This is a genomic window from Lysinibacillus sp. NPDC093712, assembly GCF_050280025.1.
Taxonomy (GTDB): Bacteria; Bacillota; Bacilli; order Bacillales_A; family Planococcaceae; genus Lysinibacillus.
Window position 1 is genome coordinate 219,999 of record NZ_JBNNUU010000004.1, and the last position, 23,180, is coordinate 243,178.

At 37.6% G+C, this 23,180-nt stretch carries 22 protein-coding genes, 1 riboswitch and 1 other annotated feature; of the genes, 7 read left to right on the top strand and 15 right to left on the bottom strand.

Translation table 11 applies throughout. The features are described 5' to 3' along the window. Positions 1–154 precede the first annotated feature (154 nt). The 5 genes from ACQKNX_RS16535 to ACQKNX_RS16555 all read right to left on the bottom strand — a co-directional run bounded on the left by ACQKNX_RS16535 (position 155) and on the right by ACQKNX_RS16555 (position 3,188). Positions 155–1,333, bottom strand: a complete 1,179-nt coding sequence (locus ACQKNX_RS16535; protein ID WP_427429820.1) for a M20 family metallopeptidase — start codon at positions 1,331–1,333, stop codon at positions 155–157. Between the two features lie 208 nt (positions 1,334–1,541). Continuing rightward, the gene (locus tag ACQKNX_RS16540) at positions 1,542–1,922 is read right to left on the bottom strand and encodes a DUF423 domain-containing protein (protein WP_427429821.1); all 381 of its coding nucleotides are present in this window, start codon (positions 1,920–1,922) and stop codon (positions 1,542–1,544) included. A 70-nt stretch (positions 1,923–1,992) separates the two neighbouring features. Next, a complete protein-coding gene (locus ACQKNX_RS16545; protein WP_427429822.1) occupies positions 1,993–2,259 on the bottom strand; it encodes a YwdI family protein in 267 nt (88 codons plus the stop codon). Further along, positions 2,256–2,435, bottom strand: a complete 180-nt coding sequence (locus ACQKNX_RS16550) for a uracil-DNA glycosylase (RefSeq protein WP_340821041.1) — start codon at positions 2,433–2,435, stop codon at positions 2,256–2,258. The genes ACQKNX_RS16545 and ACQKNX_RS16550 overlap by 4 nt, the downstream gene beginning before the upstream one ends. Positions 2,436–2,510: 75 nt before the next feature. After that, entirely contained in the window at positions 2,511–3,188 is a 678-nt protein-coding gene (locus tag ACQKNX_RS16555; RefSeq protein WP_427429823.1) for a uracil-DNA glycosylase, read from the bottom strand. A 174-nt stretch (positions 3,189–3,362) separates the two neighbouring features. Here ACQKNX_RS16555 and thiD point away from each other — a divergent pair, with 174 nt between their 5' ends. Continuing rightward, positions 3,363–4,193 (top strand): bifunctional hydroxymethylpyrimidine kinase/phosphomethylpyrimidine kinase, encoded by an 831-nt coding sequence (thiD, locus tag ACQKNX_RS16560; protein ID WP_427429824.1) that lies wholly within the window; start codon positions 3,363–3,365, stop codon positions 4,191–4,193. 565 nt (positions 4,194–4,758) lie between these two features. On the opposite strand, the gene ACQKNX_RS16565 is transcribed toward thiD, so the two are convergent. Further along, positions 4,759–5,304, bottom strand: a complete 546-nt coding sequence (locus tag ACQKNX_RS16565) for an acyl-CoA thioesterase (protein WP_427429825.1) — start codon at positions 5,302–5,304, stop codon at positions 4,759–4,761. A 174-nt stretch (positions 5,305–5,478) separates the two neighbouring features. On the opposite strand from ACQKNX_RS16565, the gene ACQKNX_RS16570 reads away from it, so the two are divergent. The 3 genes from ACQKNX_RS16570 (at position 5,479) to bshB2 (ending at position 7,381) form a co-directional block, all read left to right on the top strand. Next, on the top strand, positions 5,479–5,760 hold the full coding sequence (locus ACQKNX_RS16570) for a hypothetical protein (RefSeq protein ID WP_401010868.1): 282 nt from the start codon (positions 5,479–5,481) through the stop codon (positions 5,758–5,760). A 567-nt stretch (positions 5,761–6,327) separates the two neighbouring features. Then, positions 6,328–6,678, top strand: a complete 351-nt coding sequence (locus tag ACQKNX_RS16575) for a YojF family protein (RefSeq protein ID WP_427429826.1) — start codon at positions 6,328–6,330, stop codon at positions 6,676–6,678. A gap of 13 nt (positions 6,679–6,691) precedes the next feature. Further along, positions 6,692–7,381 carry a bacillithiol biosynthesis deacetylase BshB2 gene (gene bshB2, locus ACQKNX_RS16580; RefSeq protein ID WP_427429827.1) on the top strand — a complete coding sequence of 230 codons (690 nt, stop codon included), beginning with the start codon at positions 6,692–6,694 and terminating at the stop codon, positions 7,379–7,381. 40 nt (positions 7,382–7,421) lie between these two features. Here bshB2 and ACQKNX_RS16585 read toward each other — a convergent pair whose 3' ends face one another. Beyond that, positions 7,422–8,168 (bottom strand): TerC family protein, encoded by a 747-nt coding sequence (locus ACQKNX_RS16585; protein ID WP_427429828.1) that lies wholly within the window; start codon positions 8,166–8,168, stop codon positions 7,422–7,424. A gap of 285 nt (positions 8,169–8,453) precedes the next feature. On the opposite strand from ACQKNX_RS16585, the gene ilvA reads away from it, so the two are divergent. Then, the gene (gene ilvA, locus ACQKNX_RS16590; protein WP_427429829.1) at positions 8,454–9,716 is read left to right on the top strand and encodes a threonine ammonia-lyase IlvA; all 1,263 of its coding nucleotides are present in this window, start codon (positions 8,454–8,456) and stop codon (positions 9,714–9,716) included. Between the two features lie 195 nt (positions 9,717–9,911). Here ilvA and ACQKNX_RS16595 read toward each other — a convergent pair whose 3' ends face one another. The 5 genes from ACQKNX_RS16595 to ACQKNX_RS16615 form a co-directional block, all read right to left on the bottom strand. Beyond that, positions 9,912–11,309, bottom strand: coding sequence for a right-handed parallel beta-helix repeat-containing protein (locus ACQKNX_RS16595; RefSeq protein WP_427429830.1), 1,398 nt, complete (start codon positions 11,307–11,309; stop codon positions 9,912–9,914). Positions 11,310–11,412: 103 nt separating this feature from the next. Continuing rightward, the gene (locus ACQKNX_RS16600; RefSeq protein ID WP_427429831.1) at positions 11,413–12,207 is read right to left on the bottom strand and encodes an ABC transporter ATP-binding protein; all 795 of its coding nucleotides are present in this window, start codon (positions 12,205–12,207) and stop codon (positions 11,413–11,415) included. Continuing rightward, positions 12,200–13,228 (bottom strand): ABC transporter permease, encoded by a 1,029-nt coding sequence (locus tag ACQKNX_RS16605; protein WP_427430032.1) that lies wholly within the window; start codon positions 13,226–13,228, stop codon positions 12,200–12,202. The genes ACQKNX_RS16600 and ACQKNX_RS16605 overlap by 8 nt, the downstream gene beginning before the upstream one ends. A 276-nt stretch (positions 13,229–13,504) precedes the next feature. Further along, positions 13,505–14,527, bottom strand: coding sequence for an ABC transporter substrate-binding protein (locus ACQKNX_RS16610; protein WP_427429832.1), 1,023 nt, complete (start codon positions 14,525–14,527; stop codon positions 13,505–13,507). 356 nt (positions 14,528–14,883) lie between these two features. Continuing rightward, positions 14,884–15,402: a hypothetical protein gene (locus ACQKNX_RS16615; RefSeq protein ID WP_427429833.1), complete on the bottom strand. Its 519-nt coding sequence runs from the start codon at positions 15,400–15,402 to the stop codon at positions 14,884–14,886. 544 nt (positions 15,403–15,946) lie between these two features. Then, a riboswitch (PreQ1 riboswitch) is annotated at positions 15,947–15,991 on the top strand. A gap of 6 nt (positions 15,992–15,997) precedes the next feature. Between ACQKNX_RS16615 and ACQKNX_RS16620 the strand changes: the two genes are divergently transcribed. Both ACQKNX_RS16620 and trpB read left to right on the top strand, forming a co-directional pair. Next, a complete protein-coding gene (locus tag ACQKNX_RS16620; protein WP_427429834.1) occupies positions 15,998–16,480 on the top strand; it encodes a QueT transporter family protein in 483 nt (160 codons plus the stop codon). 129 nt (positions 16,481–16,609) lie between these two features. Next, positions 16,610–16,808 (top strand) — a binding site (T-box leader). 59 nt (positions 16,809–16,867) lie between these two features. Next, a complete protein-coding gene (trpB, locus tag ACQKNX_RS16625) occupies positions 16,868–18,031 on the top strand; it encodes a tryptophan synthase subunit beta (RefSeq protein WP_427429835.1) in 1,164 nt (387 codons plus the stop codon). 120 nt (positions 18,032–18,151) lie between these two features. On the opposite strand, the gene ACQKNX_RS16630 is transcribed toward trpB, so the two are convergent. From ACQKNX_RS16630 to ACQKNX_RS16640, 3 genes are all read right to left on the bottom strand, one after another. Continuing rightward, a complete protein-coding gene (locus ACQKNX_RS16630) occupies positions 18,152–19,777 on the bottom strand; it encodes a long-chain fatty acid--CoA ligase (RefSeq protein ID WP_427429836.1) in 1,626 nt (541 codons plus the stop codon). 282 nt (positions 19,778–20,059) lie between these two features. Next, positions 20,060–21,013 carry an L-threonine 3-dehydrogenase gene (locus ACQKNX_RS16635; protein WP_427429837.1) on the bottom strand — a complete coding sequence of 318 codons (954 nt, stop codon included), beginning with the start codon at positions 21,011–21,013 and terminating at the stop codon, positions 20,060–20,062. Positions 21,014–21,332: 319 nt separating this feature from the next. After that, on the bottom strand, positions 21,333–23,006 hold the full coding sequence (locus tag ACQKNX_RS16640) for a methyl-accepting chemotaxis protein (protein WP_427429838.1): 1,674 nt from the start codon (positions 23,004–23,006) through the stop codon (positions 21,333–21,335). Positions 23,007–23,180: the final 174 nt, after the last annotated feature.

Consider the following 23,180-nt stretch of genomic DNA (forward strand, 5'->3'; position numbering starts at 1 on the left):
GCGGGCACACCTTAAGCCGTAACCCTCGCGAACGCGCTGAATGCCCGCAGGAGTTATCAACTTCGCTACCAACAACTTTTCATCTTTTATGGCAGAAATTTATTACCAAATTTTATTGGTTTAAGTATAAAGCTTTGTCCAAGTCTCATTTGAGCTAGTTATTCTCTTGCAAAAATTGCAAAGTCGCTTTCCCTAACGTTTTTGCAGCGATTAACATTGCACGTTCATCAAAATCAAAACGTGCATGATGATGTGGATAGGCTGTTTCCCACTCACGTTTTTTGGCACCCGTAAAGAAAAACGTGCCAGGAATGCGCTCAAGGTAATACGCAAAATCTTCCCCAATCATAAACGGCGGGCATGTAATAACATTTTCTACTCCTGGAATATCCGCTGCAAGCTGTGCAACAAATTCTGTTTCTTTCGCATGATTATAAACTGGTGGATATCCTCTTGTATAACGATAATCATAACTTGCCCCAAAGGCGAGACAAGTAGCATTTAATATCGCCTCCAGCTCCTGTTCCATTTGTGTACGTACTTCATCCTCAAATGTTCTTACAGTACCAGTTAAAGCTACTCGATCAGCAATAACATTAAATGGATTTATCGCCTCAAAATGACCAATTGTTAAGACAGCAGATTTTAATGGGTCTATACGACGAGCAACTAATTGCTGTGCATTAATAACAAATTGAGACGCTAGCACAACCGCATCGATGGAATGATGTGGCTCTGCACCATGCCCTCCTTTTCCTTGAATAAGAATTTCAGCTTTATCAGCGGCTGCCATTATAGCTCCCTCTCTCACTAAAATGTCCCCAAGTGGTGTTGGTGCCCATAAATGCGTACCAAAGATCACGTCAACCCCATCGAGGCAACCATCTTCAATCATCGGCTTTGCTCCGCCTGGCGCAACCTCCTCTGCATGCTGATGAATGAACACTACATTACCGGCAAGCTCATCCTTCATGGCATTTAGCACCTTGGCAAGTCCAAGTAAAGTTGCGGTATGTCCATCATGTCCACAAGCATGCATTTTACCGTCGACCATAGACTTGTAAGGCACATCATTTTCTTCTTGGATAGCTAATGCATCAAAATCAGCACGTAGCGCCACAGTTTTTCCTGGCTTTGCTCCACGTAACGTTGCAACAACTCCTCGTTCACCTACTTGCTCTCGTACTTCATGCCCTAATGCGCTATGAAAAGCTGCTATGTAAGCTGGTGTTTCCACTTCTTCAAAGGATATTTCCGGATACTGATGTAAATGGCGACGAATTGCTACCATCTCATCATATCTCTCATCAAGTAATGTAAATAATTTCTCCATAACTATAACCCTGCTTTCTTTTAGTTCCTTTTTTAGTAATACTAGTGTACCCTATAAATCCATACAAAACCAATAGGAATTAAAATTATAAACAAACAGTGGTTGTTTTATCTATAAAAAATAGCATGCCAGTATTACCTAGCATACTAATTTTTTCGATTTTAATGGAATATTACTGTACAAAAGTGGTGTAAAAAATATCCGTTAATCATTTGGCATGTTTTAAAGCACTAACGATTATCAGTACCCAGCCGGCTAAAAATAACACTCCACCAATTGGTGTAATTGCCCCTAGAACTTTAATGCCGCTGACCGCTAACACATATAGGCTTCCGGCAAAAAATACAATCCCTAGATTAAAGAAGATACCTGCTAACTTTAATTGTTTAACCTCGCCTAGCAATTTCGAGCTCATTAATAGACCAATTATAAGTAGACCCGTAGCATGGAACATTTGATATTGCACAGCTGTTTCCCAAATGCCCAGACCATAATCATCTACTATATCTTTTAATGCATGTGCACCAAATGCACCTAATGCTACTGCTAAAAAACCATGAAGTGCACCTGTGACAATAAATTTTTTCATCTCATTTACCCTACCTTTTTTCATCTTAATGCTCAACATTGCTAGTTTTTAGGAACGTTTAGCGAACAATCTAAAAATCAAAAATCGAATCTCCGTTTGCGCCATCGTCATGTTTTATTTTTGCCGTGTTTAATGTAGATGGCATTTGCTCTGTACTTAACATTTGCGGTAAATGCTTTGCTTGAATTTGTGCGCTATCTGTTGGTAAATCCAGTACCACATCACATAATGCACGAATGGCTGTCAGTGCCTCACGAATTTGCTGGTCATTCGTTGTATTTTTTGCACTGGCTAATTGTTTTTCAAGTTGCTGTATGACAGCTTCATATGAAATCATTGCGCTCTCTCACCTTCCACTTTTGGCACAAATTTTAGGCAGTCCGTGCCAGACGATTGTTTGACAACAACTGATGGTATTTGCTTTGTTTTAAAGCCGTATGCTACACAAGCACGCGGTGTTTGCGGGTCCCATGTTACTTTAAAATATTGACATTTAAAACAATTTACCTGCATCGTATGCCTCTCTTTCTTCTATTATTAACTGTATCATTATTTTAATAGTGTATAAAGCAAACGATTTGTGCCACTTTATTCTAAAGACCAATCAATTGGTTGCTCTCCCCATTCAATTAACTGCTCATTAATTTTTGAATACGGCTTGCTTCCAAAAAAGCCTCTATAGGCACTAAGTGGACTTGGATGTGGCGCTTCTAAAATCACATGGGATGTTGAATGCTGACAAATTATTTGCTTTTTGCGTTGTGCCGGCTTGCCCCATAGTACAAAGATAATTGGTTTTTGCCTCGCTGCAAGTTTTTCGATAACAGCATCCGTAAACTGTTCCCAGCCCTGGTTCTTATGGGAATGAGCCTGTCCCGCTCTTACTGTTAGAACAGTATTTAAAAGCAATACACCTTGCTGTGCCCATTTCGTTAATGTACCATGCTGAGGAACTGGACAACCTATATCATCCTGTAATTCTTGTAGCATATTGCGTAAGCTCGGCGGGTGTGGAACATCTGGCTTTACGGAAAAGCTTAAGCCATGAGCTTGGTTCGGTCCGTGGTATGGATCTTGTCCTAAGATTACAACCTTTACATCACGAAAAGCCGTACAGGTAAATGCATTCATTACATCATTTATCGGTGGATAAATCGTCTGTGTCGAATATTCATGTGCCACAAATTGACGTAACTGTTGATAGTATGTTTTTTCTAATTCATCTGTTAGTATTGTTTGCCAATCATTTGGGAATACTTCTTTCATTGAAATTACAAGCCCCTTTCTTTCTTACAACGGTACAAAAAAATAATGTGTTATTCAAGTTTCAATTTATACTGACCTTATAAAAATATTGATTTCTGACTATTTTTACAGAATCAGAATAGGACTATACTTAACGGTAGATTAAACTATTCAAAAACAAAGGAGATCTTTAACATGGCTCTTAAAAAAACTTTAACAATTGCAGGCTCAGATACATCTGGCGGCGCTGGCATGCAAGCAGACCTTAAAACATTCCAAGAACATGGCACATACGGGATGGTGGCACTAACAGTAGTTGTTACAATGGATCCAAATGGTTGGACACATAATGTAACACCATTACCAACAGAGCTTCTTCAAAAACAAATTGATACAGCGTTATCTACAGGCATTGATGCAGTTAAAACAGGTATGCTTTCAACAGAGGAAATCATTCGCATAGCTGGTGAAGCAATCGCAAAATCTGGTACTTCTAATGTTGTCATCGATCCTGTTATGGTATGTAAAGGTGATGATGAAGTATTAAATCCTGGAAACACTGATGCTATGATTCAATATCTTCTACCGCTAGCTGCAGTTACAACACCGAACCTTTTTGAAGCTGGTCAATTAGCTGGCACAGGTACACCTAAGTCAATTGATGACATGAAAACAGCAGCGCGTAAAATTCATGAGCTAGGTGCAAAAGCCGTTGTCATTAAAGGTGGCAAAGCGTTAGCAACAGAAAAAGCTACAGACTTATTTTTTGATGGTGAAACATTCTACTTGTTAGAATCAGAAAAAGTAGCTTCTACTTTTAACCACGGTGCAGGCTGCACATTCGCTGCATCTGTTACAGCAAATTTAGCAAATGGTCTATCTGTAAAAGAAGCTGTTATTGAAGCAAAGGAATTTGTATCAGCTGCCATCGCTCATGGTTGGGCGTTAAACGACTATGTTGGACCAGTAATGCACGGTGCGAAATCTCGCTTTGGAGCGCCAGTAGTGACTGTAACTGAAATTTAATGAATGTAAAAGTACATTTAAATAGTAGAGAGAGCAATTAAAGTGCTCTCAGCTTGTCGACAAAAGGGATTAAGAATAGAAATCTTACTCCCTTTTGTTATTTTTATTGTGAAAAATGGGTTGGAATATCAGCGACTTTGATTAATTCCACTACTTCATAGATTTCCTTTAGTTCATAAATTACTTGCGCTTTGATTTGATTGGTCTTACTTTCGTCTTGCCATACCCTTCAAGCATCCCCTCTCTATGAAGCTGTTTGCCATGTCCAAGTAGCCATTATAGTAGACTGCTAGCAATACATATAAAGTTGATTGGAGTGGAGGGCGGGCGACTCCTGCTCAGAACACACAGTACGTAAGACGCAACAAACCGCGCGCTAGCGAGGGTTGCGGCTTACGATGTGCCCGCGGAAAGCGCCCGCCCGTAGCAGAAATCAACGGCAGTAGTCTTCACTTCTATATTAATTTTAAATAAAAAAAGGACTATAAAATATAAAAAGGTATCTAATTAGAACTGACCTATATACCTTGCCAACAGGTCAGGTTTTTCTAATTAGATACCTTTTTTACATATAGTTAACCATTAGTTCGAGCCGATAATCCCATGGATCGTTCATGGAAATAAAACTAGCTAATGCTTTACTTTCTTTTTTACGCTCCGCACGTGCTTTTGCTCGTTCAGAAGCAGTCTCATGCAATTTTGTTTCCTCTACTGTTTCAGGTATAACGCGCGGAACAGCAGTAGGCTGATTTTGTTCATCAAGTGCGACAAAGGTTAATAATGCTGTTGCGGCAACTTTTCGCTCACCTGTTTTGAGATTTTCGGAAATAACTTTCACAAATACCTCCATCGAAGACGTCCCTGTCCATGTCACATAGGACTCAAAATAGACAGAATCAGTAGGCCGAATTGGTTGTAAGAAATCGACCGAATCTGTTGAAGCGGTGACACAATCTCTTCTACTATGTTTGGCTGCGGAAATTGATGCGACTTGATCGATATCACTCATTAAACGACCACCAAAAAGAGTATTATGATTGTTTACATCATTCGGAAAAACACGACTTGTCCGCATAACTCTAGATTCTTTACAAAACTTATAATCCTTCATCCCATCAATTCCCCCTACTACTTATTTTTTGCTCCTATTATAATGCAATACTTTAATTGAAAAATCAATATTATTATCTGAAAATTTAAAATTTTTACTTTTACACAATAAAATAGGACAAGATACAGTATCACTACATATGCCATATATTAGCTGTATATGGGAGGGAGACGTATGAAAAAACAAAAATCTGAGGAAACAACTGAAGAATCACGCTTGTTAGCTGGAGATATAACTTCTTCTAAAGTTGAAGTAATCGCATCCATTATATTAACTCTCGGTTACTCACTATCCACCCTTGCCACGATTTTAGCGTTACAGGAGGAGGAGGAGGATGCACAATTACTTGCTTCCAATTCACAAGATCAAAATCAACAATTTAAACAAATGTACAAACAATTACAATCCGTTAATAGTCGTTTAGATTCCATTGAAAAGAAGCTCAATCGTTATTAAAAGGTACATATCCTATTCTCTCCGCTATTTGCTAGGAAGTTTTAAGAGTAGTCTTATTTTTGATGCGCATACATGTAAAAAAACCACAATTCTCCGTCATAAAGAGAATTGTGGCTTTTTTACTATACTATGATAATGAGCTTTCATGTCTTCTCTTCACGTTACAGTTTTAAACCTAATTATGTAGAAGGACGTCATCTATTGTACCAAGATAGAAATCGTTTTTTTTAAAAATCCCCTTCTACACGGTAAACTGTCACTCTACGTGAGAGAAATCAAATATGCAACATCTTTTTGTTTTGTGAAACCGCATACAAATTCAAGCGACACTTTTTGTACATATTTGCTTTCACACTCTATATATTGATACATTACAATAACTTTTTCAAGGATTTTGCTTAAAAAATAACAAGAGTATCATAAACTTTTGCGATTTCACTATTTTACCCTATTTTAAAATATGAGTAATTGCCTCAACAAAAATTTGTCATAAAAAGGTCATTCAATTTCCCTTTGTGACCTTTTTTGACTATACTTAAGAAAGAAATAATCGAGAGGAGTGTTAAGATGCAAGAAGTACAAGTAGAGACGTTGCAAGAATTACTAAATTCTTTCGCCAACAAAGACGTTTATATCCATCTTGAGACGACAAACGGTTCTTACGCAGCACACTATGATGAAAAATTTTTTAATGCCGGTGCATTCATTCGTAATGCACAAATTAATTACGAACTGGCTAAAGTGGTAGATGCCTCCCCACATCGTGTTGGCTTAAAAATGGCACATGGTTGGGTTTATGCTCAAGGTATTACACATTATGAATTAGATGAATTAGGCCGTTTGTTAATGGCTGGACTAGACTATTCAGGTAAATTGGCGATAGCACTTGAAATTAGCGAAACGCCGTTTACTTACTAAGGGGGACAACTATTTGAATTTACAACCACAACGTCATATTTTAATTGTTTACCCGCACCCAGATGATGAGGCTTTTTCAGTTGCTGGAACGATTGCCTATTATACAAAGAAAATGAATACACCTGTTACATATGCCTGCTTAACATTGGGTGAAATGGGTCGTAATTTAGGAAATCCACCTTTTGCTACGCGTGAATCGTTGCCAGAAATTCGCCGCAAGGAGCTAGTTGATGCAGCGGATGCTATGGGTATTCAAGATTTACGTATGTTGGGCCTACGGGATAAAACAATTGAATTTGAAGACGATGAAAAAATGGTCAAGCTCATGGAAGGCTTGATCGAAGAATTAATGCCATCGCTTATTTTCACTTTCCTTCCAGGCTTTGCAGTACATCCTGACCATGAAGCAACAGCACGTGCTGTTGTTGAGGCTGTTCGTCGCATGCCTAAAGCAGCGCGCCCTCAAATTTTAGCGTGTGCCTTTGCCAATGATACACTCTCTAAAAACGGTGAGCCACATGTAGAAATCGATATTCGTGAAATGAAGATGGATAAATTACAGGCATTACAAGCTCACGCTTCACAAACAGGTTGGATGATGCAAGAAACTGAAAAACGTATTGACGACGGCGAGCCAATGAGCGAAAGCTGGCTTAATGTTGAAAAGTTCTACATTGTTAACCCTGACAATTATATAAAATAATACGAAAAGCGGTTGTGCCCTAAAAAGGTCACGACCGCTTTTATTTAGCTACTTTTAATTTATTGATTACATGGATAATCATCGTTAAAACAAACGCAATCACTAATATAACAAAAAATAAATAATGAGGTACATATATACCAAACACAGTCACTAACATCTTGATTGCAATAATGCCAATGATGATAAAAGCAGTTGCCTCTAGCTCTGGTATTTTTTCAATAATAATTAAAAATAATCCTGCGATTGTTCGCATCATTAAAATGCCTAACATTCCGCCTATTAATAGTACCCAAACTTGATCAGATATCGCAAAAGCAGCAAATATTGAATCAATCGAAAAGGCAATATCCATTAACTCAACAGCAATAACTGTTGCCCAAAATACGCCAAAAACACGTACCATTAAACCAGATTTTTTTACTTCTTTGACACTATCCTCTTGTCCTAGTTGTAAAAAATGAGCGATACTAATCCACCCTAAATACAAAGCCCCTAACACTTTAATAAACCAAAATTCTACGAGATACACACCAATTCCAATAAATAAAAAACGGAAAAAATAAGCGCCGAGCATACCATACATTAATGCCCGTTTACGTTGCTTATCCGGTAAATGTTTGACAAGTACCGCTAGTACGAGGGCATTATCTGCTGAAAGTAATCCCTCAATTACAACGAGCGATGAAATTAATCCCCACGATACTGGGTCTGCCAATACTTTTTTCCACATGTCCCAATCGAAAAATTGCATATATGTAGATAGTATCCCATGAATAATGTCCAACTTCTTCCCCCCTACTTGTCCTAAACTAATCTAGTATATGCTCGCCAATCATCGTTATGAGGTGTCACCCACTTATCATTTTTAAAAAATTCAAAACAATTAATTTCTACTAAACTCGAATAATAGACGTTTTTTCTCGAACATAACCAATTATGCTGCCCCAATAAAACGCTATAATAAAATAGACACCGAAAATTTAGAATTTACTAAAAATTTATAACAAAAGACGAGATAAATATGCTATCATAGATGAATGTTTTATACGTAAAACGGAGGATGAATACTATGGAAGTAACTGATACTAAAACTGTGCAAGTAGAAAATATTTTAATTGCACATCACTTTTTAAAAGATGTAGTGGTGCATACACCACTGCAGAAAAACGATTATTTATCGGAGAAGTACGGAGCCCACATTTATTTCAAACGTGAAGATTTACAACATGTTCGCTCGTTTAAACTACGTGGTGCTTATTATAAAATTAAAAAAATTGAGGAAGAAGCTCGCGAAGCAGGTGTTGTTTGTGCAAGCGCTGGGAATCATGCGCAAGGTGTTGCGTATGCCTGTGCACAACTAAAGATTCAAGCCAGCATTTTTATGCCTCAAACGACCCCTAAACAAAAAATCGACCAAGTCCGAATGTTTGGCCGTGATTATGTTGAAATTATTTTAGCAGGAGATACATTTGATGATGCTGCTGAAAGTGCAATGGTCTACTGTGAGGAACAAAGTAAAATCTTTATCCACCCTTTCGATGATTTCGACGTCATCGCTGGACAAGGAACTGTCGCTGTTGAAATAATGAATGACATGGAAGAACCAATTGACTATGTATTCGGTAGTATCGGCGGTGGCGGATTAATGTCAGGTGTTTCAGCTTATGTGAAAAACCTCTCCCCTAACAGTAAAATTATCGGTGTAGAGCCAGCCGGCGCAGGCAGTATGAAAGCCGCGTTTGCAGAGGGCGGTGCAGTGGCTCTTGATTGGATTGACAAATTCGTTGATGGTGCTGCCGTAAAATGCGTCGGTCACCACACATATGATGTTTGTCGCCGTTACTTAGACGATATCGTACTCGTACCCGAAGGAAAAGTATGTACAACAATATTAGATTTGTACAATAAACACGCTATTATAGCTGAACCAGCTGGCGCATTATCAGTCGCTGCTCTCGACAGCTATAAAGAAGAAATTAAAGGCAAATCTGTCGTTGTAATTATTAGCGGTGGTAATAATGACATTGGGCGTATGCAAGAAATTAAAGAAAAATCTTTAATTCATGAAGGCTTACTATACTACTTCATCGTAAGTTTCCCTCAACGTGCAGGTGCACTACGCCAATTCCTTACAAGTGTTGTAGGGCCAAATGATGATATTACTACGTTTGAATATACAAAGAAAAACAACAAGGAAAGCGGCCCTGCCTTAGTAGGCATCGAGCTAGGTAATCGCGATGACTATGACGGCTTGCTAAGACGGATGAAAGAGTTTGGCTTCAACTACAAAGAAGTAAATAATGATATCCAATTATTTGGATTACTCGTATAGTGCCTGGCACTCAAACAATTCTGAAAATTACTTTAATAATTAAGTAAAAATTCACGTAGACTCCTGTGGGAATAGCACAAAAAGGTAAGCCGCAACAGCGCGACAGCGAAGGTTGCGGCTTACCTTTTACCCTCAGTGAGCAAAGTGGATTTTTTAGTGTCAGGCACTCAAACAATTCTGAATTTGTAGGTAAAATTAGAATACAATTTTTTTTGCAAGCGAATCCTTTTTCAGCCTAAAATCATATTTGTTTGCATTTTGATATTCTGGATCGATATAACTAGATTTCTCATCACTTTTTGAGGCTTTTTGGAATTTAGAAAAAGCTGTATATTCTTGCTCTTTCCATATCCAAACACCCTTTTCTCCTTTTTCTTTATGGAATACATTCTTTTGTAGTTTATTGTTTTGATTGGTTGTAAAATAGTTCGAGATAAAAATCCGCGATGGTCCAGCGGTTAAAATATTTCTTTCTATTACATTGTTTTTTGTATCATATTGTATTAATAGCTGTCCCCCATCTAGCCCCTTCGTGTCATTTCGATAAAGAATATTTTGAGAGATAGTAGAATTGATTGTACCTCCCCGATCTTCATCATACCCACCAATTGATATCCCTGTGTAATAATTTTCATAAATAATATTGTTTATTATTTTAATGTTATCAGCGTATTTTTTAGCATGCTCAGACGTTGCTTCAATTCCAATATCACTTTTATAAATGGTATTCTTTTCAATAGTTATATTCTTTCCACCATCTACATAAATTCCGCCAGCAGCATAATCCTCCCCATAAGCTGGATTGCCGTAAGAGGATATTTCATAAACTATATTATTCTTTACAATCCCATTCCGCACATAGTCCACTTTTTTATCATGGGAAGTGCCTTCATAACCAATTAGATCAATCCCGATATTATCACTACGGCGGACTGTATTATTTTCCACTTTAAAGCCGTCAATATTTCCATTTAGAACAAGAGATTCGCTTGCCCCGAGTTTCAAGTCTTCCAACGTATTATGTAAAATATTTATATCTTTCATTGTGCCAGTTCCATATATAGCGATCCCATGGCCATTCCCATCAACTGCATCGGTTTCAATGCGCTGCACATTATTATTTTCTATCGTGATATGGCTACTAGAGCCTGTTACATAAATGCCCATTACTGTTTCGTCTGCTATATCCGTTGATAAATCCTGGATAGTCAGTCCACTGATGGTCACGTAATTTTTATTATTTATCGTCACTAAGGCTGTCCCTTCAACATCCTTCAGGTTCTTTCCACTAAGAACAACCTTCTCCTTGTTGTAGGCTTTAAATGTAATTGGTCTTGAATTGGTTCCACTATGTTTGACGACAAGTTTTTCATGATAATTTCCTTTTCGTATAAAGACAGTAGTACCGGAGTTGGCTTCTGACGCCGCTTTTTTTAGTGTGCGGAATGGCTTTGATTTTGTACCAACATTTTCATCACTTCCATTTGTCGCAACGTAAATAGCTTGATCCTGTTTATCTTCGTATTTATGGTTTAAAACAAAGACAATTACTATAGCGACTGCAACTAAGAGGATAAAATAAATTTTTTTCATTAAATCATTCCTTATTGTATATTAAAGTGCCAGGCACCGAAACAATTCTGAATTTTCACCAGGACAATAAAAACGCCCATACTCATGTAGGGGCGTTAAATCTTTATCCTAGCAACGCACGGTCTGAATTCATTTTCTCTCCACGAATGCGTTCAAATTCAGCCATTAAATCAGGAATTGTGAGTTCGTGTTTACGATCCTCACCGACTTCCAAAATAATTTGACCTTTGTCCATCATAATGAGCCGATTTCCTAAATCCAATGCTTGTTGCATATTGTGTGTTACCATCAGCGTTGTAAGGTTATCCTTTTCAACTAAATGCTTCGTAATGCGTGTAATAAGCTCAGCACGCGAAGGGTCAAGGGCTGCTGTATGCTCATCTAGCAATAAAATCGATGGCTTCGTAAACGTGGCCATTAAAAGTGATAACGCCTGACGCTCACCACCAGAAAGAAGACCAACCTTTGCCGATAGACGATTTTCCAAGTTTAAGCTAAGCATCTCTAATGATTCCTTAAAAACTTGTCGGCGCTTCTTATCAACGCCTATATGCAATCCCCGACTCTTATTTCTTGAATATGCTAGTGCTAAATTTTCCTCAATTGTCATTGTTGGTGCTGTCCCCGCCATAGGGTCCTGAAACACTCGCCCAATAAAATGCGAGCGTTTATATTCCGGCAACCCCGTCACGTTATTACCGTCTATTAAAATAGAACCGAAATCAGGTGTTAACGCGCCTGAAATCATATTCATCATCGTTGATTTACCAGCACCATTACTACCGATAATTGTAACGAAATCACCTGGCTTTAAATGCAGGTTTATTTCAGCAAGTGCGATTTTTTCATCAGGTGTACCTTCATTAAAAATTTTGTTAATGCCGTCTAATTTAAGCAAGGCCTTTTCCCCCTTGCTCTACCGGTTTTACTTGAGTACGTTCTGCTGCACGCTTTGCTTTGCGCTTTCGTTCTTTATTTTTTTCGACAAATTGAGGTACGACAAGCGCTAAAATAACGATAATCGCCGTGATTAATTTCATATCGCCTGAATCAAGGAAATCAACGCGTAATGCTAACGCTAAAATGATGCGGTAAATAATAGCACCTGCGATTACAGCTAAAGTAGTTCGCATAATTGTTTTTGTGCCAAAGATCGCTTCCCCTATAATGACAGAAGCAAGGCCGATCACAATCATACCAATCCCCATACTAACATCCGAGAACTTCGAATATTGTGCGATTAAAGCTCCAGAAAATGCGACAAGTGCATTTGAAAGACCTAGCCCAAGAATAATAAGCGTATCTGTATTCGCAGAGAAGCTACGAATCATTCGTTTATTATCGCCTGTTGCTCGGATAGCTAGCCCGACTTCTGTTTTTAAGAACCAGTCCGCAATAAATTTAATTAAAATCGTGATGAGTAAAACTACAATCAACGTACCCCAAGTTGACGGTACTTGCTGAATGCCGATGCTTTTTAATACGTTATTTAATGCATCATCAATACCTAAATTACTCCAAAATGTTTGAAACTTTGAAAACAATGTTTCAGAGTTTAACAATGGAATATTCGGACGACCTATCGTATTTTCTGCAGTTAACCCCATGATACGTAGGTTAATAGAATACAAGGCAATCATCATTAAAATCCCTGATAATAGCGGATTGATTTTCCCTTTTGTGTGAAGAATTCCTGTCATACATCCTGCAATAAATCCAGCAACAATTGCCACTAAAGTCGCTAAGATTGGGTGGTAGCCAAGCAGAATCATTGTCGCTGCTGTTGCCGCCCCTGTTACAAAGCTTCCATCAACCGTTAAATCCGGAAAATCTAACACACGGAATGTTAAGTACACACCGAGTGCCATAATTGCATAGATGATTCCTTGCTCCACTGAGCCAAATATAGCTGTAAACATCGTTGAATCATCTCCTAAAATTATCGTATCATTTACGTCTCGTCGTAATCGTGTCTTTATTTTTTCAAGTTTGCTCGAAAAGCAACTCATAATCTATGACATCCGCCGTGGGCTTTATCTTAACTCGGTTAGGTTTTAAACCCCAATGTATTGGTAGTACTTTGGCATTCATTCCCCGCTATAGGAGCAATAGACTTCTGCTGAAGCAAATTAAAATGAAGATAAAGCGGGGTTAATCCTCCCCCGCTTCAGCTTAAAATTGACTTCACTTTTGCATTATTTCTCTAATAGCTCTGCGCCCCAAGAATCTTTAATTTCGATTCCTAAATCATCAGCTACTTTTTTGTTTACTACTAATTTTAAGTTTTGAGGATATTGAGCTGGTGTATCAGCAGCCGTTGCCTCACCTTTTAAAATTTTTACAGCCATTTGACCAGCCTCATAACCGATATCATAGTACTCAAAGCCGAATGCTGCTAAGCCACCACGTTCCACAGAATCAAGTTCTCCTACGATAAGTGGTAATTTATTTGCATTAGCAACATCAATGACAGATTCTAACGCAGAAACTACTGTATTATCTGTAATGATATAGAATGCATCTACTTTACCAATTAATGATTCAGCAGCTTGTTTTACATCCGCTGAAGTTGCAGCTGAAGCTTCTTTTACTGCAAGCCCTTGCTCAGCCATAACCTTTTTCACTTCTGATACTTGTGCTACTGAATTTTGCTCACCGGCGTTGTAGACCATACCAACATTTTTAGCACCTAGTTCTTTTAAGAATGCTACCGTTTTAGAAATCGTTTCAGGATGTAAATCAATCGTACCTGTTACATTTTTCCCTGGTTTCTCCATTGATTCAATTAGTTGCGCACCAACTGCATCTGTTACTGAAGTAAAGATAATTGGCGTTTCACTAGTTGCAGTAGCAGCTGCTTGTGCTGAAGGTGTAGAGTTAGCAAAGATTAAATCTACGCCATCACTTACTAAGTTATTGGCAATTGTCGTATTCAAACTGTTATCACCCTGTGCAATTTGTTGATTATATTCCACTTTTAAGCCAGAATCCTCAATCGCTTTTTTAAATCCTTCTGTTGCCGCATTTAAAGATGGATGCTCGACAATTTGCGTAATCCCGATTTTATATGTTTTTTGATCTACACTACCGCTCTCACTTGCATTATTTTTTTCGTCGCCTTTTGAATCAGATGAACTAGAACCTCCGCTACCACAAGCAGCAAGCAGTAATACTAATCCAAATAATAGGAACGAAAGCTTTGTCATATTGCGCTTCACAATTAATCCCCCCGACTAATATCTCTATTATCTATCACACTTCACTCTAGCAAAGTGTGAATGTATCGCTATATTATCGTTATTATTGATATTCGTCAACAACATTATGAATGTTCTGACTTTTATATTTGACAAAATATTTTACTTTTTCGTACAATTTGGCGCTTTAAACCGCTAAACTGCTACATTTCTAGCGTTATAATTCTTTTGTAATATAATAAAAAATTGTATGGCAATTTTGCGAAATTTAAAGGTTGCTTCCCTAATCCATAAGTCTATACGTGCATAAAAAGACCAGGTTTATAAAACCTGGTCTTAAAAATAAATTGGAATACTTCTTCTGTTTAAAATACTACTTATAAGGAACTTACAGATTCAATAGTAGCAAAAATTCGCGAGTAAACATCTCGAATATTCTGTTTCTTTTCCAACTTATATCTCCATGTATGTTCTTTAATTTCCTCATCTGTTCCTAAATCGAGAAATCCTGCTGCGAAATTAGCAGGGTCAACTTCGATAATATCATCAAAATGAACACCTTCATTGACAAATGGTACATGTACTTTAGGCGATTGCATAAAAAATGTAGGAATTGTTAACGACCTATAAGCAGCTACATATCGGTCATCATCTGCTTCATGTAAAAATTCTTTCATAATCATAATGGCATCTAGCTCTTTAGATAGGGATTCCGTATTATTTTTTAACTCCTCAAAAGTAATATCTTGAAAATCTATATTTTCTTCCCTTACTTCTGGAATCGCCCCAATTACGCCAATTTTTAAATCTCGCCCTTGATAAATTCCAGATTCCGTATTGTCGCAGCCAACGAGACAGATTAAAACCCCAATAAGCAAAGATGCAATTTTCTTCAAACGACATCCCTCCAGTTATGGATAAGATTATTTTACTTTATCCTATCTAATAACCTAACACATCCCGTTTTGTCCTTAAGATTGTTAACGATGCATAATAATTACTAGTTGAGGCAACTGAATAAGTAGCACTGGAAACCGTAGTGACCCCAACAGTTCCTGTATGAGTTGTCATTGTTGAATGATAAAATTCCCATAAGTTTTATAATAGAAAAAATCAAAAGAAGAAGTGTAAGTTTAAATATTCTAATCATGCTTTGCACCCCTTTTTCCTTTTCCAAATCACCTTTTATTTCTAAAGTCATTTAAAATTGTTACTATAGTAAATTTACATTACATATACTCGAGTTAATTTAATTTTATCTAACACAATACCGCCATTTCAACCGACATTTTTTCTGTCGGTACACCAATACTTTATACTTAAACAATTCGTTATTTTTACACTCTACCTATAAGATGAAATACTATGAATATTCTATCTATACGCATTTTACACATACCTATTTACAAACCCGCACCAACACTGATATGATAGCACTTGCTCTACGTGGTTCGTAACCATCCCACGAAAAAAAACTAAGGAGAAATGAATATGAAAGTAAAATTTTTAGCAGCAAGTGGCATTATTGCCGCGCTTTATATTGCTGTTACTTTGCTAGTCGCACCATTCGGTTTTACAGAGGTGCAATTCCGCGTTTCGGAAATTTTTAATCATTTAGTTGCCTTTAACCCTCGCTTTGCCGTTGGGATTATTATGGGTGTCTTTATTTCCAATTTATTTTCACCACTCGGTGCTTACGATTTAGTTTTCGGCGTTGGGCAGACAATGATTACGCTTGGCCTATTTATTGTTATTTGTAAATTTGTGAAAAATATATGGGCGCGATTAATTATTAACACACTTTTATTTACTTGCACGATGTTTATTATCGCTTTCGAACTAAACTTAGCACTAGAATTACCATTCTTCTGGACGTGGCTAACAGTCGCAGCAGGCGAATTTGTTGTATTAGCAGTCGGTGCGCCGATTATGTATATACTCAATAAGCGCTTAAATTTCAAAAACTTGATTTAACAGACGAGTCTTTTTAGATTCGTCTTTTTTTGACCTCTCGAAGCTTTTGCGACTTCGATAATCCTTGCATCAAAAATCCATTTTCTTTCTCTTGACACTATTTTGAAAATACTTTAAAATTTTTCAATAATAAATGCTAAGAAAAAGAATAGTAGCAAGAACTTGTACTTTTAGAGAGCTGATGGATGGTGCAAATCAGTAGTATGAACTTGTGAATGGACTTTGGAGCAGCCTCAGTAATAGGTGGCCGAACTAACTCCCCGTTACAGGAGTACACAAGCGCGCAATTTTGCGAATAAAGGTGGCACCACGGTTACTCGTCCTTTTTATAGAGGGATTGAAGTGGCTTTTTTTTATGGAAAATTAGATTAGAGGAGTCGAGAACAGATGAGTACAACAGTCGAGCAAAAAGGATATTTTGGTGAATTTGGAGGTAGCTTCGTTCCTGAAGAACTTCAAAATGTGTTAAATATTTTAGATGAGAATTTCCAGAAATATAAGGATGATGCGGAATTTACTAATGAACTAGATTATTATTTCCGTGAATATGTAGGTCGTAAATCGCCACTATATTTTGCTGAAAACTTAACAAAGCAACTAGGCGGCGCTAAGATTTATTTAAAGCGTGAAGATCTTAATCATACTGGTTCCCATAAAATTAATAATGTACTAGGTCAAATATTACTTGCAAAACGTATGGGTGCTAATCGTGTAATAGCAGAAACAGGTGCAGGTCAACACGGTGTTGCCACAGCAACAGCTTGCGCAATGTTTGGCATGGATTGTACAGTCTACATGGGGCTAGAAGATACAAAGCGTCAAGCATTAAACGTCTTCCGTATGGAGCTACTCGGTGCGAAAGTCGTTGCAGTAGATAAAGGGCAAGGGCGTTTAAAAGATGCAGTAGACGAGGCATTTGCTGATTTAGTAGAAAACTATGAAACAACTTTCTATTTATTAGGCTCTGCCGTAGGACCACATCCTTTCCCTTCAATGGTGAAGCATTTCCAATCGGTAATTAGCCGCGAGAGTCGTGAACAAATTTTAGAAAAAGAAGGTAAGCTCCCAGCAGCAGTGCTTGCTTGTGTTGGTGGTGGCAGTAATGCAATCGGTGCATTTGCAGAATATATCGCTGATGAAGGAGTTCGCTTAATCGGTATTGAGCCCGATAAAGCAGCGACATTGAATGAAGGTACTCCAGGTGAATTACATGGTTTCAAATGCTTACTACTTCAAGATGCACAAGGTAATCCACTGCCAACGTATTCTATCGCAGCTGGTCTTGACTACCCTGGCGCAGGTCCTGAACATAGTTATTTAAAAACAATCGGTCGCGGTGAGTATGTAACAGTTTCAAACGAAGAAGTACTTGAAGCATTCCAAATACTTTCTAAAGTTGAAGGAATTATTCCTGCATTGGAAAGCTCGCATGCTGTTGCGCATGCATTAAAATTAGCTCCTACTTTATCACCTGAAGAGAGTATTATCATTAATATTTCAGGTCGCGGAGATAAAGACGTTGAACAAGTTTTCAATATGTTGAATAAATAATAGCTCCAAAAGCGGTTGATTTTCGTTACTTGGATGCGTTCCACTCCAATCAACGGCTACAATCATAAGGCTAAAAAGACAAAGGCATCGAGAAATATATTCTCGATGCCTTTTATCATGTCACACAAGCGTACTTAATTTCGGATAAAATTCCGCCACATTGTCTCGTAATTTAGCTTTTAGAAATTTGCCGACAGACGTTTTTGGTATTTCATCCAAAAATACAATATCGTCTGGCACCCACCATTTTGCAAATTGCCTTTCCAAAAATGCTAACAATTCTTCTTCCGTTGCTGACATCCCTTCCTTTAAAACTACGCAAGCAAGCGGACGTTCTTGCCATTTGGCATGTGGAATTGCAATTACCGCTGCTTCAAAAATTGCGTCATGTGTCATTAATGCATTTTCTAAATCTACGGATGAAATCCATTCCCCGCCAGATTTAATTAAATCTTTTGTACGATCGGTGATTTTTATAAAGCCATCCGCCGTTCGTACCGCAATATCTCCCGTAAATAACCAACCATCTCGATATGCATCTTTCGTACGCTCGTCACAATAGTATTCATGTGAAATCCAAGGACCACGTAGACGTAATTCCCCCATCGTCTCACCATCCCATGGCACCTCTCCATTATCATTGACAATACTAGACTCAATACCAGCCATCGTCATACCTTGCATAGCACGCGCTTCAATTCGTTTTTCAATCGGCCATTCATCCATCCACGACATATAATTCGATAATGCAACGATTGGTGTCGTCTCTGTCATCCCATAGACAACGATATACGGTATACCGTACTTTTCTTCAAAAGTACGAATTAAACGTGTTGGTGATGCCGAACCACCACAACAAATCGCACGTAGCGAACTAATATCTCGCTCACGCTTCTCCTGTTCCTGTAATGCGCCAATCCAAATTGTCGGTACACCTGCCGTCAATGTCACCTTTTCTTGCTCCACTAAATCTAAAATTAAATCAGAAGTAAATTGAGGGCCTGGCAGTACTTGACTTGCTCCCACATTGACACTCGCAAATGGTAAACCCCATGCGTTTGCATGGAACATCGGCACAATCGGCATTACCACATCACGCTCAGCAATACCCATGGAATCTGACATGCTAAGCATCATACTGTGTAGCACTAAGCCACGATGAGAATAAACAACGCCTTTTGGATTCCCTGTCGTTGCACTTGTATAACACATACCTGCTGGTGCTTCTTCTTCTAAATCATCCGGAAATTCGAAATTTTCATCCGCAGATGCTAATAATTCCTCATAAGACAAAGCATTCGGTAATGTTGTCTCTGGTAGAGTATCTTCATCTGTCATAATAATATAGTGTTTTACCGTCTTTAACTCAGATGCAATATTTTCAATGATAGGGACAAGATCTTCATCGATCATTAAAATTTCATCTTCCGCATGGTTAATAATATAAATTAAATGTTCTTCCGATAATCGAATATTGACCATATGCAATATAGCACCAGCACATGGCACCGCAAAATACGCCTCTAAGTGGCGATGCTGATTCCAAGCGAAGGAACCAATCTTCTTCCCCTTTTCCATCCCCAGCTTTGTAAGCGCATCTGCTAATCGACGGGTTCTCTTCGCCCATTCTCCATATGTCAAACGGTGAATTTTATGTGGGCTTGTACGTGACACGATTGTCTTTCTAGCAAAATAACTTTCTGCTCGCTTAAAAAAGTTTGTTAATACTAACGGTGCTTGCATCATAAAACATCATCCCTTCTTCTTGTGAATTCCCCCAAACTTTGTAGAATATTAACATCCATTTTAACAGAATAATATTAATATTCTGAATATGATTATATTAAAAAATTTATTACGATGCTATATATTCCAAAAATTTTCTTTTTCATACTCACTTTTTCTTTCCTATCCATCTTTTTAATATATCCATTCATATCTTTTCTCGACAAAAAAACAGGCAAAGAAAACAAAATTGTTTTCCTCACCTGCTTTATAGTACAAACTTCTGATTTTAATATATGTTTTTTATGAAATAGCCTTTTTTTGCAGCTTAATTTTTAATTTCTCTAACATATCGACCGTCATTTTAGCTAAGTCATATTCCGCTTTGAAGCCCCATTCATTTTTAGCTGCCTCTGTATTGATAGAGTTTGGCCAACTGTCAGCAATTGCCTGACGCACTGGATCTACCTTGTAATCCATACGGAATTGTGGCAAATGCTTTTTAATTTCAGCCGCTATTTGAGATGGCTCAAAACTCATCGCAGTAATATTAAATGCATTGCGGTGAATTAACTTGCTACTGTCAGCTTCCATTAAATCTACAATAGCTTGTAATGCATCCGGCATATACATCATATCCATGTAAGTTCCTTCTTGAATATACGAAGTATACTTCCCTTGCTGAATTGCTTCATAAAATATTTCAACCGCATAGTCTGTCGTACCGCCTCCAGGAGGAGTTACATAAGAAATTAAACCTGGGAAACGTACCCCACGTGTATCTACACCAAAACGATTAAAATAATAGTCACATAATAATTCACCGGCTACTTTGTTAACACCATACATAGTTGTTGGGCGCTGTAACGTATCTTGTGGTGTATCATCCTTAGGTGTAGATGGTCCAAATGCACCGATTGAACTTGGTGTGAAAAATTGCAAATTTAACTCACGGGAAACTTCTAACGCATTCATCAAACCACCCATATTTAAATTCCAGGCAAGTAACGGATTTCTTTCCGCTGTTGCAGATAATAATGCTGCCAAATGCATCATCGTATCTGCCCCGAAATCCTTAGCTAAATCATGCATCCTTTGTCCATCTGTCACGTCCAGTACTTCGAATGGACCCTTAGTATGTTCAAGCTTTCGTATATCCGTCGCCAATATATTGTCCTCTCCATAAATACTACGAAGTTTTTCTACTAGCTCAGAGCCTATTTGACCAAGAGCACCTGTAACCATAATCTTTTCCATTTCTCCAAACCTCCACATATGAACAATTGTACTCCTGAGAAGTACAATATTTTATACTAAAACATTGATTTAATAACACTTTTGATGAATTTTATTATAAAGTGTTCATATTAAAAATACAACAATAATATGTGCGATTTTCTAAAAAAGAACATAAAACGCCTTGTTATCAGTATATGATTTTGCATTAAAAGTGTTCTGATGCATTCATTAAAAATACATTTGTACTTTCCATAAATACAATTATCTAATTTTTTACATTATAAAAGAACCCCTTTGACCTTTTAATATCAAGAGGTTCTTAATTCTTATTTTTTCATTAAATTGAAAAGCGTTTCACAGCAATTTGCAATACCTTTGAAACTTTTCGTAATTCTTTTATATAATTATGAAATTGTTGCTGTGCATTTAATTGATCTGCCGTTAAATTAGCCACATGTTTGGTCGAGGCAGCATTGGTATCTGAAAGAGATGTTAACATGACTGCATCTTCGTTAACCTTTTTCGTATGCTCAGCTATTTCTTGAACTGTTGACGATACCTCAACTATATAAGGCTGGATATTATTCACTTTTTCTAATATTTGATCGAAGCTTGTTGCTGTTTCTGCAGTTACATTTACACCCTTTTCGGTAGCTATTAATACACCTTCCATCATCTTAACAGCATAGTGAGAATCTGTATGGATGTTTTGCACAATTGACGTAATCGTATTCGTTGAATGAACTGTTTGCTCCGCTAGCTTGCGCACCTCATTCGCAACGACTGCAAACCCTTGCCCATGCGTACCAGCTCTAGCCGCTTCGATGGATGCATTCAAAGCAAGTAAATTTGTTTGTGCTGTTATTTTTTCGATTACTTCAACCATTTGGTCAATTGTAGCGGCACGTTCAACTAAATTAAAAATAGCTGTATTTGATTTTTCTACCGCTTGTTTAATAGCTTGAATTTGTGTTAAGTTTGCCTGCACAATTTCTGTACCACTCTCTGCTTCATGTGCAGTGTCATGTGCAAAGCTCTCAACAAGCTGCACCTTTTCTAATATAATCTGTACACCATTTAGTACTTCTTCTAATGAAGCTGAATTGGACGCTAATTTAGTAGTTGAAGCAGTAGTTAACTCCGAAATATTTTGCACATCTTTTGCGATTTTAAGCGTAGTTGTAGAAGATTGCTCAGAGGATTGTTGCAAATTTTCTGTCATACCTTCTACTTCTTGCGCACTATTTGTAACCGTATGTAGTAATTGCTTTACTTCTGTTGCCATCTGATTATAGGACAGTATAACTTCCCCTAGCTCATCATGTGCCACATAGCTCGCATTGGCTGTAAAATCTCCTTGTTCCGCTCGTTTTAATAGTGATTTTAATTGCCGAGTTGGTACATTGACTGCTTTCGTTGCAACTAAACCAATGAAAATAACTAATAGCACAACAAACATACAAACGCTACCTAATAACCAATAACCGAATTGTACATCCTTTTGATAAGCCTGCTGCTGTTCCTCAGCTCTTTGAACTAAGTAGCTCTGTGTTTCTTCTAAAATTGAATGGCTTTGTTGGCTTACAGGGAAATAGGACAGCTCATAAAATTGCTGACGTTCTTCCGAAGTTAACTGCTGATAGTTTTCAACTAACTCTACCTGCTGTGCGAATATCGTATTATACTTCTTTACCTGATGATTCATCTTTTTATCAATCGTTAATTTTTCTAAATGACCTAAAGGCTGTTCAATATTATTTAGAATAGCCGCCATCTCTTGGTAATCACCACTGGAATCCACTAAAAAATCCAATTGTCTTTGTGCTTCTTCGAGCTCATTTAGCCATCCAATCGGTACAAGCCCCTCGGTATAACTCTCACTTGCATGCCAGGACATTTTCCGTAAGTAATCTACACTAAATATACCTATTAGGATATTTGATAGTACACAAACAATCATGAGTACAAGCAGCTTATCTTTTACCTTAATATAACGAAAAAATTGCATCATCTTCGGCTCCTTCTCCAACTCTTACCATTAATCATAGTATGGAGATATAAAGCCAGTGTTATGTTTTTGTAAAATTTTCTAGAAATCTGAAGAAATTATCATATGCCCATACGGAACCTTCTTCTATTCCATTCGTTCCCTATTACTAGTTGGTTTTTCCAAAAACGAAAGGGG

Bases quoted from the DNA above. Each gene is read 5' to 3' on its own strand.
- ACQKNX_RS16535 (WP_427429820.1), bottom strand. From the start codon at position 1,333: ATGGAGAAATTATTTACATTACTTGATGAGAGATATGATGAGATGGTA.
- ACQKNX_RS16540 (WP_427429821.1), bottom strand. From the start codon at position 1,922: ATGAAAAAATTTATTGTCACAGGTGCACTTCATGGTTTTTTAGCAGTA.
- ACQKNX_RS16545 (WP_427429822.1), bottom strand. From the start codon at position 2,259: ATGATTTCATATGAAGCTGTCATACAGCAACTTGAAAAACAATTAGCC.
- ACQKNX_RS16550 (WP_340821041.1), bottom strand. From the start codon at position 2,435: ATGCAGGTAAATTGTTTTAAATGTCAATATTTTAAAGTAACATGGGAC.
- ACQKNX_RS16555 (WP_427429823.1), bottom strand. From the start codon at position 3,188: ATGAAAGAAGTATTCCCAAATGATTGGCAAACAATACTAACAGATGAA.
- thiD (WP_427429824.1), top strand. From the start codon at position 3,363: ATGGCTCTTAAAAAAACTTTAACAATTGCAGGCTCAGATACATCTGGC.
- ACQKNX_RS16565 (WP_427429825.1), bottom strand. From the start codon at position 5,304: ATGAAGGATTATAAGTTTTGTAAAGAATCTAGAGTTATGCGGACAAGT.
- ACQKNX_RS16570 (WP_401010868.1), top strand. From the start codon at position 5,479: ATGAAAAAACAAAAATCTGAGGAAACAACTGAAGAATCACGCTTGTTA.
- ACQKNX_RS16575 (WP_427429826.1), top strand. From the start codon at position 6,328: ATGCAAGAAGTACAAGTAGAGACGTTGCAAGAATTACTAAATTCTTTC.
- ilvA (WP_427429829.1), top strand. From the start codon at position 8,454: ATGGAAGTAACTGATACTAAAACTGTGCAAGTAGAAAATATTTTAATT.
- ACQKNX_RS16595 (WP_427429830.1), bottom strand. From the start codon at position 11,309: ATGAAAAAAATTTATTTTATCCTCTTAGTTGCAGTCGCTATAGTAATT.
- ACQKNX_RS16605 (WP_427430032.1), bottom strand. From the start codon at position 13,228: ATGTTTACAGCTATATTTGGCTCAGTGGAGCAAGGAATCATCTATGCA.
- ACQKNX_RS16620 (WP_427429834.1), top strand. From the start codon at position 15,998: ATGAAAGTAAAATTTTTAGCAGCAAGTGGCATTATTGCCGCGCTTTAT.
- trpB (WP_427429835.1), top strand. From the start codon at position 16,868: ATGAGTACAACAGTCGAGCAAAAAGGATATTTTGGTGAATTTGGAGGT.
- ACQKNX_RS16630 (WP_427429836.1), bottom strand. From the start codon at position 19,777: ATGATGCAAGCACCGTTAGTATTAACAAACTTTTTTAAGCGAGCAGAA.
- ACQKNX_RS16635 (WP_427429837.1), bottom strand. From the start codon at position 21,013: ATGGAAAAGATTATGGTTACAGGTGCTCTTGGTCAAATAGGCTCTGAG.
- ACQKNX_RS16640 (WP_427429838.1), bottom strand. From the start codon at position 23,006: ATGATGCAATTTTTTCGTTATATTAAGGTAAAAGATAAGCTGCTTGTA.